This is a genomic window from Oceanobacillus locisalsi, assembly GCF_042675985.1.
GTDB lineage: Bacteria > Bacillota > Bacilli > Bacillales > Amphibacillaceae > Oceanobacillus > Oceanobacillus locisalsi.
In genome coordinates this window covers 95512-107955 of record NZ_JBHTKK010000010.1, presented here as the reverse complement: position 1 = coordinate 107955, position 12444 = coordinate 95512, and the positions used below count along the sequence as shown (strand labels likewise).

Below are 12444 nucleotides of genomic sequence, written 5' to 3'. Positions count from 1 at the left end.
CTACATTTTTTTACGGAGTCTGCCTTTTATCGCAGCCAGCAAAAAGATACACACAACTTATTCATTTAACTTTCTAATATATGTATTATACAAGCGCAGCAAGTTAAAATTACGTCTCATGAACAACAAGGATGAGACGTTCTATTGTCTCACCCTTCATTCTCGCTTTCGCCGCCATAAGCATTTATTATTTTTTGAACGAGCGGATGCCGCACTACATCCGTTGGCTGCAGATGTACAAAAGAAAGTCCGTCCACAGAAGACAGCATCTGTTCTGCAACCTTCAATCCGGATGTAACTCCTTTTGGAAGATCCACTTGTGTCATGTCTCCCGTTATAATCATTTTCGAATCAAAACCAAGACGGGTTATGAACATTTTCATTTGTGCCGGTGTCGTATTTTGAGCTTCATCCAATATGACAAAAGCATCATCCAGCGTTCTGCCGCGCATATAAGCTAACGGCGCTATTTCAATCGTTTCTCTTTCAATCAGGCGTGCGGTATGCTCTACCCCTAACACATCGTGCAGAGCATCGTACAGCGGCCTTAGGTAAGGATCTACTTTTTCTTTTAAATCCCCTGGTAAAAATCCTAAGCTTTCACCTGCTTCTACAGCTGGTCTTGTTAAAATAATTTTTTTCACTAGACCATTTTTCATAGCATGAACTGCCATCACAACTGCAAGATACGTTTTTCCGGTCCCGGCCGGCCCAATGCCAAAAACGAGATCTTTCGATTTGATAGCTTGAATATATTGCTTCTGCCCAAGCGTTTTGACGCGAATGGGGTTACCTTTATAATTTTTAGTGATTACATCTTCAAATAAGGTCTCAAATTGTTTTATTTTACCTTTTTTAGCCAATTCTACAGCATAGACAACATCCCGCTGTGAAATGGTTTGGCCTTTTCGGATGACACTTAACATGGTCAAGAGAATCTCCTGTACCATTTGCGCAGCCTGCTCGTCACCAGAAACACGAATGGATTCGCCTCTGGATATAATATCTACTTCAAGCAACGTTTCCAATTGTTTAAGATGTTTATCATTTGTACCAAATAAAGCAAGTGCTTCATTGGCGCCTTCTAATTGTAAATCAATATCCAATAAGTTTTCAGGCATAATCAGTCTCCTTGAATAATAGGTTCTTCTTTTACAATATTTTCTTCTACCGAAAGATATAAGACTAATTCAACTTTACCATGGTCTGTATGTTCATGTAAAATTTTTTCTGATATGATGGCAGATTCTGGTCCTAATTCATTCTGCAACTGTATTTTCGCTTGCTCTACCCCTGTTGCAACTGCCTCTTCTTTTGTTCTCTGTTCTTCGATTTGCTCTGTTTCCCTTATTTCTCTAGATACATACGACACCGGCAGTTCCCATTTTAAAAAATGGATGGGCTGTTCCTGCTTCTCTTCTTGAGAATGAATAAAATCAGGATCTTGAAAACCCCAAAAAGGAAGTTGCACATCTCCAAAACGCAAGTAATGCTTTTTCTTTCGGTTTCCAGTTATTTCTTCTGCTTGATATTGAATCGGCACCGTAACAGAAACTTCATACCATGTATTCGCAATGACCTCAGCTTCTGCAGCAATCGGTTTATCAGGCTGTTCTTCCGTTTCGGTACTATCTTCCCCTTCTTCTTCATTTAAATGACCGGAGACTAAAATTTCTCCAGGAACAACATAATCATTGACACTCACCATAGCTCGTCCTCTGGAAACATACATGTTAGAAATAACCCCCTTTTTAGCAGCCACTAAGTTCCTCGGCTCTCCAGGCGGAATTTCTTCCACAATCGTTTTTTCAACAGCTTCTAAATGCAGTGACGTCCCCTGAAGATGGACGCCTGTCCAAAGCAGCTCAGGGACCTCATTTAAGAGCTGCCGTTGAATATCCTTAGGCGTAGCAAGAGAAAACAGCCAGACACCCGGATATATTCCGAACGCCTCCAGTTCTGCTTCTATTTTCTCTTCAATTTCTTTTGGCACGCCAGTTATATGCACGGACCATAGTAAGTTCGATAAAATGAAAAAAAATAAAAATCCCGCGAAAACCCCGGCAAGTAAAAATTTTTTTCTGCCAAGCCTTGAAAGAAAAAAAGGAAAGCCTTTAGAATCCGTAAAGGAAACTTTATATAAAGAATCTCTCCTTATCTTTCTTAAAGTTCCTACATCTTTAAGCATGATTGTAGCCTGACAACAGTCTTCCTCCACTTTTTTCACATCCCAGACAGGGATACCCCGGCTGGCACACTTTTGCAGGAATAATTCCGGCCTGGTTCCTTTGACTTGAACAGTAACATAAGCACGTATAGACGGCGGATTTTGTTTTTTCATGTCAACCTCCTGTTGTCCATTTACAATTTTAAATTTCGCATAGAAGCATACTGCCTGTGCTGCATCATTATTTTATAAAGGAAGTTTCAAAACGCTTGATGAAAACAGGAACATCATGTGTCTTTTTCACCATTTTCATGATTTAAAAACAGCACCTCGGAGATAGTTCCTTCTAACATAATTTCTTTTGGAAGCATCATTTTCAGCACAAATGAATGGCCTTTAATGCTGACAAATCCATTTGTTACTTTTAGTTTCAACTCTTCATTCGTATAGAGCGCCAATCCTTGATGATTTTCAATATAAAAATGCAAATGCCCAATAATTGTTATGCGTGGCATTTCCATAACAACATCGGATGGAAGAGAGAATTGCTCCATTAAAAGCGAACGGATTCTTTGTTGCCATTTTTTCAATGATGATCCCCCCTCATTGATACATATGTAAATAATACGTTGAACAGAACCAGTTTTTAACGCCGGAGAACCGATCACTATATCATTATCCGACGTATAATATACCCCATAAAAAAATACCCTGAACGGTATCACTGCACCGAACAGGGCATTTTTATGCTTTCTTATTTTCTTTTTTGTATGATACTTCTATATGGCTTTTTAGCACGTGGTGATCCCAATACTTCCGCCATAATAATACCGTTAACTAATCCTTTACCCTCCAGGTTCCCGGAGACACGTCTTTTCATCTCAGCCCGGCCAGGAGCATTTTCTTCACTTTTACGCTCCACCTTCAAGCCTTTAAAGTTTTGCTCAGCGTCTTCTAAATCTTCTTGAGAAGAGGTTTGATAGCGATCGGCCATACGTTCCATCTGTTTCTGCTGCTGTTCTTCAATACTTCCAGCAGAAATGTCCGGACGTTCACCTTCCTGATAGACTTGGCGCTGTGCACGAGGCTGTTCGCGTTGCCTTTGCCTTTGTACTTGTGATTGCTGCTGTGTTCCTGCCCCTTGCGATGAAGACTGTTGTTGTCTTTGTCTGGTCTGGGTCGGATTATTCGGAGGTGTAGACTGCTTTTTCTTTTGTTCTTCTTCTTTCTTTCCGGAACTGCTTAAAAAAGAAATAATCCCGAAAAGAATGATAATAACAAGATACAAATTATCAAATATCCAGTCCATATGCCCCCTCCTTTATTATCATTTTACTTACTTGTTTTGATCTTCATCTTTGTTTTCATTGGACAATTTGCCAATAGAATCACGCATATCTGTATCGGCATCAATATTTTGATAGTTCATATAATCCATGACGCCCATTTTACCTGAACGCAATGCTTCTGCCAACGCTTGTGGTACATCCGCTTCAGCTTCTACCACTTTCGCGCGCATTTCTTGAACGCGGGCTTGCATTTCTTGTTCTTGAGCTACTGCCATTGCACGGCGCTCTTCTGCCTTCGCTTGAGCAATATTCTTATCAGCTTCAGCCTGATCCGTTTGAAGCATCGCACCGATGTTTTTACCGATATCCACATCGGCAATATCAATCGATAAGATTTCAAACGCTGTTCCAGAATCCAAGCCTTTACTTAATACATTTTCTGAAATGGAATCCGGATTTTCAAGTACCTGAGTATGTGCATCAGAACTACCGATTGTACTTACAACACCTTCGCCGACACGGGCGATGATGGTTTCTTCGCCGGCACCGCCGACTAAACGGTCAATATTCGCACGCACCGTAATTCTCGCCAGTGCTTTGACTTCAATACCATCCATTGCAATACCTGCAATAAATGGCGTTTCAATTACTTTCGGGTTTACACTCATTTGTACTGCTTCCAATACATCACGGCCCGCTAAGTCAATCGCAGCTGCACGTTCAAATAATAAATCAATATTTGCCCGTTGTGCTGCAATCAATGCATTTACTACTCTATCTACATTACCGCCTGCCAGATAGTGACTTTCCAGCTGGTTGGTTTTTACGTCCATACCCGCTTTATGTGCTTTGATAAGCGGATTAATAACCCGGTTCGGCACTACCCGGCGCAAACGCATACCGATAAGTGTAAAGATACTAATTTTTACTCCGGCAGCTAAGGCACTGATCCACAGTGTAACCGGAACAAAAGTAAATAGTATTGCTAAAGCAATAATAACTACCGCAATAATGATAAGCGGCATAAGCATATTTTGGTCCATGCTGATTCCTCCTGATTTCGAAATGATTTTACTTCCCTGACAACGATACGAATACCTTATACTTCATTTACCCTCTGTTTAACAGACGCACTAATGTCACGGCCTTCTAAGTCCATCGCAGCTGCACGTTCAAATGTTGACAATCGCAATAATAAAAAGCGGGATGATTAAATCATTACTCACGTGTGTTTCTCCCGAAATTTAAAATTATTTCACTTCCCTGACAACGACACGAATACCTTCTACGCGAATTACTTTTATTGTCTTCCCTTTATCAATAAAAGAACCTTCTGTAACAACATCGATGATTTCATTGTTCAGTTCAGCCATTCCGGAAGGGCGCAGCGGAGTTAATGCATTTCCTTCAAGTCCGACAAGTTCCAAACGGTTCTCAGAGGATACATAACCTTCTTCGTTTGTGATACTGTCCCGTAATACAATGTGACGGAAAATGCCCTTATTCATTCCGATTCTTCTAAACAAAATGATTGCAATAATCACACTGATTAAAAAGGCAATTCCTATACTTATGGACATATGCACCATATCATACCCCGACATAAATAAGGAGCCGACAACTGCGCCTATTCCCAGCACTCCTAAGATGCCGCCGGTGACAAAGAACTCTGCCACGATAAGACCGATACCAATCAAAAGAAGAACCAATGCTTCCATCCCTGCTAATCCAGCTACAACATGCCCATAGAAGAATAATATTAAAGAGATCAATCCTAATATTCCTGGTACGCCGAAACCTGGCGAGTACAGCTCTACAATCAAACCGATACTGGCAACAGATAATAAAATAGGAATCACCACAGGATGTGTTAGCAATCTCGCTGCTTCTTCTGCAATAGAAGGTTCTGCTTCCACAACATTTGCTTCAGACAGGTTAAGTTCCTCCAGCAGTTCGGCACGATCGGAAACAATTCCTTCTGCATATCCTACTTCAACTGCTTCACTCGGGCCTAATGTTAAAAACTGTCCTTCCGGTGCTCCATACTCCGGCAAATCAATACTGCTATCCGCCATTGCCGCAGCATAAACCGGATCCCTGCCATTTGCTTCCGCTGCACTTCTCATTTGTGCCAGCCATGCTGATTGCGCTTTTTGATCAGCCGCTGTCCCGTCTTGATTAATAATACCGCTTGCCCCCATCGTTGCATGCGGATTAAAATAAATATTATCCGAGAACAAAGCAATGTAAGACCCTGCAGATAACGCTTCATTAACAACATAAGCAGTTGTTGGTATTGTCAAACTCCGGATATGTGAACCAATTTGTCCGGCAGAATCAACACGGCCGCCCGGTGTATCAATTTCGAAAACAATATGATCAGCGCCGCTTTCCATTGCTTCTGTAGCAGCCCGATCAATAAATGATTCCAGACCTCTTTCCACTTCTCGTTCAATCGGGATAATATGAACAGTCTCTCCTTCACCTTGTTCAGCTTCCGTCTCTGCTCCGGTAAACGTAAATAGGGATAGGAAGGTTAACATGGATACAAACAATATGTATACAGCTAACCGTCTGCGATGCCTTTTCAACTTGAATCACCCCCTCATACTGCACCTTACCTATTATATACGAAAGTAATTCATAAAAGGTTTCATTTTTCGTAGATGGGTATATCTTGATAGTACCATATGTTTCGAGAAATTAGAAAGCGTCATCTAAATTTAACACGTTTAAAGTTTCTTTCATTCTATCTCCGGTTTCCGCCGGAGATATTAAAAAAACCAACCCTGAACCGGGTTGGTTTTCTTTATCGTAATTCCTGCTCTACTATTTGTTTAATTTTAGAACCGTCAGCCTGTCCTTTGACTTTCGGCATCACGGAACCCATTACTTTCCCCATATCTTTCATCGAGGCAGCATTCACTTCTTTTATTGCTTCCTGAATAATCGATCTTAATTCTTCATCTGAAAGTTGTTTTGGTAAATACTTTTCCAGTATTTCCAATTCTTTTTCGGTTTTGTCAACCAAATCTTCTCTTCCAGCATCTTTAAATTCTTGGAGGGAATCTTTTCTCTGCTTCACTTCTCTCGAAAGAATAGTTAATTCTTCGTCTTCAGTTAGAGTATCTTTTCCAAGCTTAATCGATTCATTCTGTACAGAAGCTTTTACCATGCGAATAACGCTCAGGGTTTCTTTATCTTTGTTCTTCATCGCCTGCTTCATATCTTGATTCAATCGATCAAGTAGCGTCATACGTCACACCTTCTTTAGAATTTACGTTTTCTGGCAGCCTCTGATTTCTTCTTACGGCGTACGCTAGGTTTTTCATAGTGTTCACGTTTACGATATTCTTGTAATGTACCACTTTTTGATACACTACGCTTAAAGCGACGAAGAGCATCCTCAAGAGACTCGTTTTTACGAACGCGAGTTGTATTATTTGACATGCTAATTTCCCTCCCTCCGAAGCACAAAACCATTTTTAATGCGAGCATGAATAGACTTTCATGCTCTTTAAATTATAATATAAACCGGGGGAGCGGTCAATGGTTATTTATTAATAATCTGAAGTTCCTTCTTTCCCTGAAACAATTTCCACGCCGGCACTGGCACCGATTCGGGTTGCACCTGCTGCAATCATCGCTTCGGTTGTTTCTAAATCACGTACGCCTCCAGAGGCTTTTACTCCCATCTCTGGTCCGACTGTTTCCCGCATCAATTTTACATCTTCCACCGTTGCACCGCCGCCAGAAAATCCAGTTGATGTTTTGACAAAATCCGCACCGGCTTCTTTTGCCAATTGACAAGCAAGCACTTTCTCCGCACCTGTTAATAAAGCAGTCTCTATAATCACTTTCGTTAATGCTTTTCCATTCGCAGCATCTACGACAGCTTTTATATCTGCTTTCACCAATGCTTCATTTCCAGACTTTAATTCACCGATGTTGATAACCATGTCAACTTCTGTTGCTCCATTTTCGATAGCTTCTCTCGCTTCATAAACCTTTGTCTGTGTTGTTGTAGCCCCTAAAGGAAAACCAATGACGGTACAAACTTTTACGGGGGAATCTTTTAATTCGCTCGCACAGTAAACAACCCAGTGCGGATTGATACAAACAGATGCAAAGTTATTTTCTTTTGCCTCTTCGACAATTTTTGCAATTTGTTGCTTGGTAGAATCTGGTTTTAATAATGTGTGGTCGATATAAGATGCTAAATTCATGTTCGTCCTCTCCTCTTTTATGCGTGTTTTTCTGCAACATGTGTCGCGTGGTCCATGACCCGAACAAACACACCTTTATTCATCGGATAGCCGGATTCGGTTATCTTCACTTTGACAATCTTGCCAATTAAATCGGCTGAACCTTCAAATTGTACTTTCATATAATTATCAGTATATCCGATGAGATGATTATCTTCCAGTTCATTTGCATGTTCTTCCGGAATTACTTCCAATACTTCATCCTGATAAGCAGAAGCATATTCTTTAGCTAGCTGATCGGATAAGGTAATTAATTCATGCACGCGTCTATCTTTGACATCGTCATCCACCTGGTTATCCATTCTAGCTGCCGGCGTTCCAGTTCTTTTAGAGAATGGAAACACATGGAGTTCGGAATAACCAATTTCTTTAATGAAATCGTACGTCTCCTGAAATTCTTCCTCTGTCTCCCCAGGGAATCCGACAATGACATCTGATGTAATAGCAAGACCCGGCAATGCTTTTTGTATTTTTTTCACTTTTTGACGATAGAAATCCGTAGAATACTTCCGGCGCATTCTGGTTAATACAGAATCCGAACCAGCTTGCAATGGGATATGCAAGTGACGGACTATCTTTTTGCTATTGTCCAGTACCCGGATAACTTCATCCGTAATTTGACTGGCTTCAATGGAACTGATACGAATACGCTCTAATCCTTCCACTTGCTCCAGCTCTTCCAGCAGCATCGCAAAATTATAGTCTTTTAAATCTTCTCCGTACCCAGCCGTATGTATTCCTGTCAGGACAAGCTCTTTATATCCTGCTTCAACTAATTTATTGGCTTGCTCTATCACATTTTCCGGATCTCTGGAACGTAATAATCCTCTTGACCACGGAATAATACAAAAGGTGCAGAAATTATTACAGCCTTCCTGAATTTTAAGAGACGCCCTTGTACGATCGGTAAATGCAGGCACATCCATTTCTTCAAACACACGGTTTTTCATAATGTTGGAGACACCATTCACCGGCTCTTTTGTTTTTTCATGCTCTTCAATATAACTGAAGATATTTTTACGCTCCTGTGTGCCGACAACAACATCCACGCCCGGAATCTCCATAATCTCCCCCGGGGAAGTCTGTGCATAACAGCCTGTTACACAAACGACTGCATCAGGGTTCTTTCGGATGGCACGTCTAATTGTTTGTCTGCTTTTTTTATCGCCAGTATTCGTTACAGTACATGTATTGATAACATAAACATCCGCATCATGATCAAAATCTACACGTTCATAGCCCTGTTCTTGAAACATTCTCCAAATGCCTTCTGTTTCGTAGTGATTTACTTTACAACCTAATGTATGGAAGCTCACCGTTTTTGGCAATTTTTCAGCCATATATTTTTCATCCTTTCATTAGCAGTTTTTATATTAAAGTCAACATAAACATATGATATCATAAATTATTAGAAATAGAATACAAATAACTTTTCTCTCTTCCACTATGAAAAAAGGGCGCTTCACCAACATGTATGGAGGGCATAATTGGCTATATTTTGATAATAGCAACCATAGATTTTGGTGTTGTTTTATAAATCTTCAGGTCTTTCTATTTCCTCTGCACGATTGATGTTCTGATAATCAAGCTGTTGTGTTAGTTTTACCTCCATGTCATTTCCTGCCAGCATCGTATATTCTAACGCAATATTCTCTATATAATAGTTATCATTATTGATGTGAAAGACAACTGAAGCGTCCATCACTGGTTCATCCCCAAGGTTAAACCCCCATTCCTCTAACAAATCTATTGCATCAACTTGATTGCCTGCTTGATATGAAAATGCATATGACTCATCTAATGCTTCAAACGATGTTTCTTCCAAAGGTTCGATGTATTCCAGTACTTGAGCAATTTGTGTATAGTCTACAAAATATAATTCATGCATTTCTTCTACTTGCAGTGAGCTTTCTATCCAGTCACTATCCTGTTCCTTTTCATATACGGTATCGCTGTTATAATAAAATTCCGCTGAAGATACCTCATATTCGCTGCTGTAATCACTAGTGATATATCCTTGTGTGTTCTCTAAATCAATGTTTAACGCATATTCATTATTTTCTGACTCATTAGGATGGGAGGTTGTAATATCGAGTGTGTAATTATTGACTTCCTCACTTGCTGCAACAGTTTCTTCCACAACATCCTCTTCAGACATGGAACACGCAGTCATAAAGAATGCACTGCCCAACAGAAAATACATTTTTTTCATCATTCCAACTCCTCGCGTAAGATAGATTCAATGATTGTACTGGCGCTGCCCACAACAAAAGGTAAATGGATCCGTTTATTTGCTCACACCCTCCTCATTTCTCCAATTATTGTAAGCTTCGTATTGCAAAAATCCTTTTATGACACTACTTCCCAATTTGTGATAAAGTAAAACAAATACAATCCGGCTTCCACATCAAACATTTATGAACACGCTGTACTTTTAATAATGGAAAATGGTTTCATCAGTTAATATAACACTTTAAGCGAAATCGTTTTTAACACCTGCAAAAAAGATTGAAATAAAATCAATCGGAGTTAGAGCAATGACGTCTGTCACAACATTTTGATTTTGAGTTTTGAATACACATATTGAGGGAAATACATATTATCAATAAGCCCTACTTGCCTAAAGGAGGCAAAACATGGATGTGTTATGGGAGTTTATAAAATTAATAGGTATGCTCCTGTTTTGCTTGTTCGTGATGTTTGCGACCTGGAGATTTATGCAAAGTGACGGCAAAGGATGGGATGACGGCTCGACAGGAGTGTATATGTCATGGCCACGGAGCCGGCTGCTGAATTTTTTTGTTTTTCACCTTTTCTTTATTGGATTATTGATAACGATTCATAACTTTTTTCTTGCTGGCTTTGAAATGACCTCAACCCTGCAACATGTTGAAGGATACGAGGGAGCAGGATTAGCTTTCATTTTCCTATTTGTTGGAGCAACCAATCTGTTTGGAGCGAAATTTCTTTTGGGAAAAGAACGGGAAGGCTGGGTGCAAAAATTTGATAAAATCGCACCATTATTCGTGCGTATCTTTGGAGCGGCCCTTATTTTGCTGAGTATTATTCGACTTACTGCGTCTTTTGGTTAATTAGCAGCGCCATTTGTCCTCTCTTTAAGAATAAGCATGCATATCCAGGTATTCCAGGGGGAAATTCACTACCCATAATAGTAGTTGCTTCTTCATTAATCCTTCAACTCATTTCGTTCAAATTGACGCATTCTGTACGCATTCATTGCCGTTTCGCCCAGGGTATCCATCAGATTATGATTGGCATATGCACCAACGATGGCACCAATGCCCGGAACAAGCTGCAACATTTTGACCAGATCAATATAATCTCGATACTCCTGCTGGAAAACACGCCAATCCATATCAGCGAGCTTCCCCTTCTCCTGCTCCCAATTTTCGAGTATATAAAACGTGTCCTTCCGTTTTTCATCACTGGAAAAAGCAAGCTGGAAAACATGGAGAATAAATAGCCGCTCCTCATATTCACTTGCATCATACCCATAAACAGCTGCCAGTTCAAACAAAAATTTCATCTTGATGGACAATAGCAATGGAAAATCTGCAAGTCCAAAGAAAATCCCTCCTGCGCCTGTTCCCGCTCCTTCAACGACAGCGGTTTTACGATAGGAGATTAACTTTTCCTTGGCCATTTCATCCCTTTCAAACAAGGAAAGTTCTGATGGTTTGGGTTTCTTCGTAGTTATATTAGAGCCGACGAGCGTCGCTTTCACCATGTTTTTTATACTGTCTGTAATCACCTGATGTGCCTTTTCCGGAATCATACTGTTCATCTTCTTTTGTGTTTTTTTCGATAACTGATTAAACAAACTGGGTTTTTTCAACATTTTATTACGCCAATCCATCAGTTCTTTCGATACGATAGTTTCATAATCCATAATCAAAACCTGCCTTTATTGTCTTTACTTCCTTGTACGTTTTTAATTCGTAAAGAGATTGCGTTTTGGTTTCAAATGCTTTACTATTCTATTCATGTCATACCTTCTATTCCAATAAATAAAATACTTACAAGCTTGCCATTTAGATGTACTACCTTCCACCATATTCTAAAAAGCAATCAAATTTTTCAAGTTCTCCCCCAATAATATAACGCCAGCTGCGTTCTATCACGAACCTCCAGCTTATCCAATATAATGGTAATCACATTGCGCACCGTTCCTTCGCTGACAAAAAGCTGGCCGGCAATTTCTTTATTGGAGCATCCTTGTGCAACAAGTTCTAAAATATCCTTTTCACGTGCTGTTAAACTTTCTAACCCTCTCTTTTCTGGTTGTGTCAACCGCATTAAAACATCTGCGTTCAACACAGAACTTCCAGAAACCAACGCACGTAACTGTTGTGCCATATCCTCAACTGGTGCGGATTTAAGCAAATATCCTTCAGCTCCAGCTAATAGTGCCAGCCTGATATTTTGTTCATCTTCAAAAGTTGTCAGCATCATCACCCGAACTTCGGGCCAGCGCTTTTTAATTTCACGTGTTGCTTGAATACCATCCATTTCTGGCATTTGTATATCCATCAGAACAGCATCCGGCCGAGTTTCTTCACAAGCTTTCACCGCTTCTCTCCCATTAGCAGCAGTTCCAACAACTTGAATATCCTCTTCGCGGGAAAACAACAATTGAAGACTTTCATACACCATGGAATCATCATCTGCAATAATTATTTTCACTATAAAGACCTCTTTCTAT

The 12444-nt window shown here is 40.1% G+C and carries 14 protein-coding genes; 1 reads left to right on the top strand and 13 read right to left on the bottom strand.

Annotation, left to right across the window (positions count from 1 at the left end; translation table 11 throughout):
- Positions 1-149: 149 nt before the first annotated feature.
- From ACFQ19_RS10035 to ACFQ19_RS09985, 11 genes are all read right to left on the bottom strand, one after another.
- The gene (locus ACFQ19_RS10035; protein WP_379591941.1) at positions 150-1121 is read right to left on the bottom strand and encodes a PhoH family protein; all 972 of its coding nucleotides are present in this window, start codon (positions 1119-1121) and stop codon (positions 150-152) included.
- A gap of 2 nt (positions 1122-1123) precedes the next feature.
- Positions 1124-2341, bottom strand: a complete 1218-nt coding sequence (gene yqfD, locus ACFQ19_RS10030; RefSeq protein ID WP_379591940.1) for a sporulation protein YqfD — start codon at positions 2339-2341, stop codon at positions 1124-1126.
- 113 nt (positions 2342-2454) lie between these two features.
- Positions 2455-2757 (bottom strand): sporulation protein YqfC, encoded by a 303-nt coding sequence (yqfC, locus tag ACFQ19_RS10025; RefSeq protein ID WP_379591939.1) that lies wholly within the window; start codon positions 2755-2757, stop codon positions 2455-2457.
- A gap of 164 nt (positions 2758-2921) precedes the next feature.
- Positions 2922-3476 (bottom strand): hypothetical protein, encoded by a 555-nt coding sequence (locus tag ACFQ19_RS10020; protein WP_379591938.1) that lies wholly within the window; start codon positions 3474-3476, stop codon positions 2922-2924.
- 27 nt (positions 3477-3503) lie between these two features.
- Entirely contained in the window at positions 3504-4499 is a 996-nt protein-coding gene (gene floA, locus ACFQ19_RS10015; RefSeq protein ID WP_379591937.1) for a flotillin-like protein FloA, read from the bottom strand.
- A 207-nt stretch (positions 4500-4706) separates the two neighbouring features.
- Positions 4707-5999, bottom strand: coding sequence for an NfeD family protein (locus tag ACFQ19_RS10010; RefSeq protein ID WP_379591967.1), 1293 nt, complete (start codon positions 5997-5999; stop codon positions 4707-4709).
- A 266-nt stretch (positions 6000-6265) separates the two neighbouring features.
- The gene (locus ACFQ19_RS10005) at positions 6266-6712 is read right to left on the bottom strand and encodes a GatB/YqeY domain-containing protein (RefSeq protein WP_379591936.1); all 447 of its coding nucleotides are present in this window, start codon (positions 6710-6712) and stop codon (positions 6266-6268) included.
- A gap of 14 nt (positions 6713-6726) precedes the next feature.
- Positions 6727-6906: a 30S ribosomal protein S21 gene (gene rpsU, locus ACFQ19_RS10000; RefSeq protein WP_040980621.1), complete on the bottom strand. Its 180-nt coding sequence runs from the start codon at positions 6904-6906 to the stop codon at positions 6727-6729.
- A gap of 110 nt (positions 6907-7016) precedes the next feature.
- A complete protein-coding gene (gene deoC, locus ACFQ19_RS09995; protein ID WP_379591935.1) occupies positions 7017-7682 on the bottom strand; it encodes a deoxyribose-phosphate aldolase in 666 nt (221 codons plus the stop codon).
- A gap of 17 nt (positions 7683-7699) precedes the next feature.
- Positions 7700-9061, bottom strand: a complete 1362-nt coding sequence (mtaB, locus tag ACFQ19_RS09990) for a tRNA (N(6)-L-threonylcarbamoyladenosine(37)-C(2))-methylthiotransferase MtaB (RefSeq protein WP_379591934.1) — start codon at positions 9059-9061, stop codon at positions 7700-7702.
- A 191-nt stretch (positions 9062-9252) separates the two neighbouring features.
- Complete coding sequence (locus tag ACFQ19_RS09985) at positions 9253-9933, bottom strand: hypothetical protein (RefSeq protein ID WP_379591933.1); 681 nt, start codon at positions 9931-9933, stop codon at positions 9253-9255.
- 424 nt (positions 9934-10357) lie between these two features.
- Here ACFQ19_RS09985 and ACFQ19_RS09980 point away from each other — a divergent pair, with 424 nt between their 5' ends.
- The gene (locus ACFQ19_RS09980; RefSeq protein ID WP_379591932.1) at positions 10358-10813 is read left to right on the top strand and encodes a hypothetical protein; all 456 of its coding nucleotides are present in this window, start codon (positions 10358-10360) and stop codon (positions 10811-10813) included.
- 95 nt (positions 10814-10908) lie between these two features.
- Here ACFQ19_RS09980 and ACFQ19_RS09975 read toward each other — a convergent pair whose 3' ends face one another.
- Both ACFQ19_RS09975 and ACFQ19_RS09970 read right to left on the bottom strand, forming a co-directional pair.
- Entirely contained in the window at positions 10909-11631 is a 723-nt protein-coding gene (locus ACFQ19_RS09975) for an EcsC family protein (protein WP_379591931.1), read from the bottom strand.
- A gap of 188 nt (positions 11632-11819) precedes the next feature.
- The gene (locus tag ACFQ19_RS09970; RefSeq protein ID WP_379591930.1) at positions 11820-12425 is read right to left on the bottom strand and encodes a response regulator; all 606 of its coding nucleotides are present in this window, start codon (positions 12423-12425) and stop codon (positions 11820-11822) included.
- Between the last annotated feature and the right edge of the window lie 19 nt (positions 12426-12444).

Bases quoted from the DNA above. Each gene is read 5' to 3' on its own strand.
- ACFQ19_RS10035 (WP_379591941.1), bottom strand. From the start codon at position 1,121: ATGCCTGAAAACTTATTGGATATTGATTTACAATTAGAAGGCGCCAAT.
- yqfD (WP_379591940.1), bottom strand. From the start codon at position 2,341: ATGAAAAAACAAAATCCGCCGTCTATACGTGCTTATGTTACTGTTCAA.
- ACFQ19_RS10020 (WP_379591938.1), bottom strand. From the start codon at position 3,476: ATGGACTGGATATTTGATAATTTGTATCTTGTTATTATCATTCTTTTC.
- floA (WP_379591937.1), bottom strand. From the start codon at position 4,499: ATGGACCAAAATATGCTTATGCCGCTTATCATTATTGCGGTAGTTATT.
- ACFQ19_RS10010 (WP_379591967.1), bottom strand. From the start codon at position 5,999: ATGTTAACCTTCCTATCCCTATTTACGTTTACCGGAGCAGAGACGGAA.
- ACFQ19_RS10005 (WP_379591936.1), bottom strand. From the start codon at position 6,712: ATGACGCTACTTGATCGATTGAATCAAGATATGAAGCAGGCGATGAAG.
- rpsU (WP_040980621.1), bottom strand. From the start codon at position 6,906: ATGTCAAATAATACAACTCGCGTTCGTAAAAACGAGTCTCTTGAGGAT.
- deoC (WP_379591935.1), bottom strand. From the start codon at position 7,682: ATGAATTTAGCATCTTATATCGACCACACATTATTAAAACCAGATTCT.
- mtaB (WP_379591934.1), bottom strand. From the start codon at position 9,061: ATGGCTGAAAAATTGCCAAAAACGGTGAGCTTCCATACATTAGGTTGT.
- ACFQ19_RS09985 (WP_379591933.1), bottom strand. From the start codon at position 9,933: ATGAAAAAAATGTATTTTCTGTTGGGCAGTGCATTCTTTATGACTGCG.
- ACFQ19_RS09980 (WP_379591932.1), top strand. From the start codon at position 10,358: ATGGATGTGTTATGGGAGTTTATAAAATTAATAGGTATGCTCCTGTTT.
- ACFQ19_RS09975 (WP_379591931.1), bottom strand. From the start codon at position 11,631: ATGGATTATGAAACTATCGTATCGAAAGAACTGATGGATTGGCGTAAT.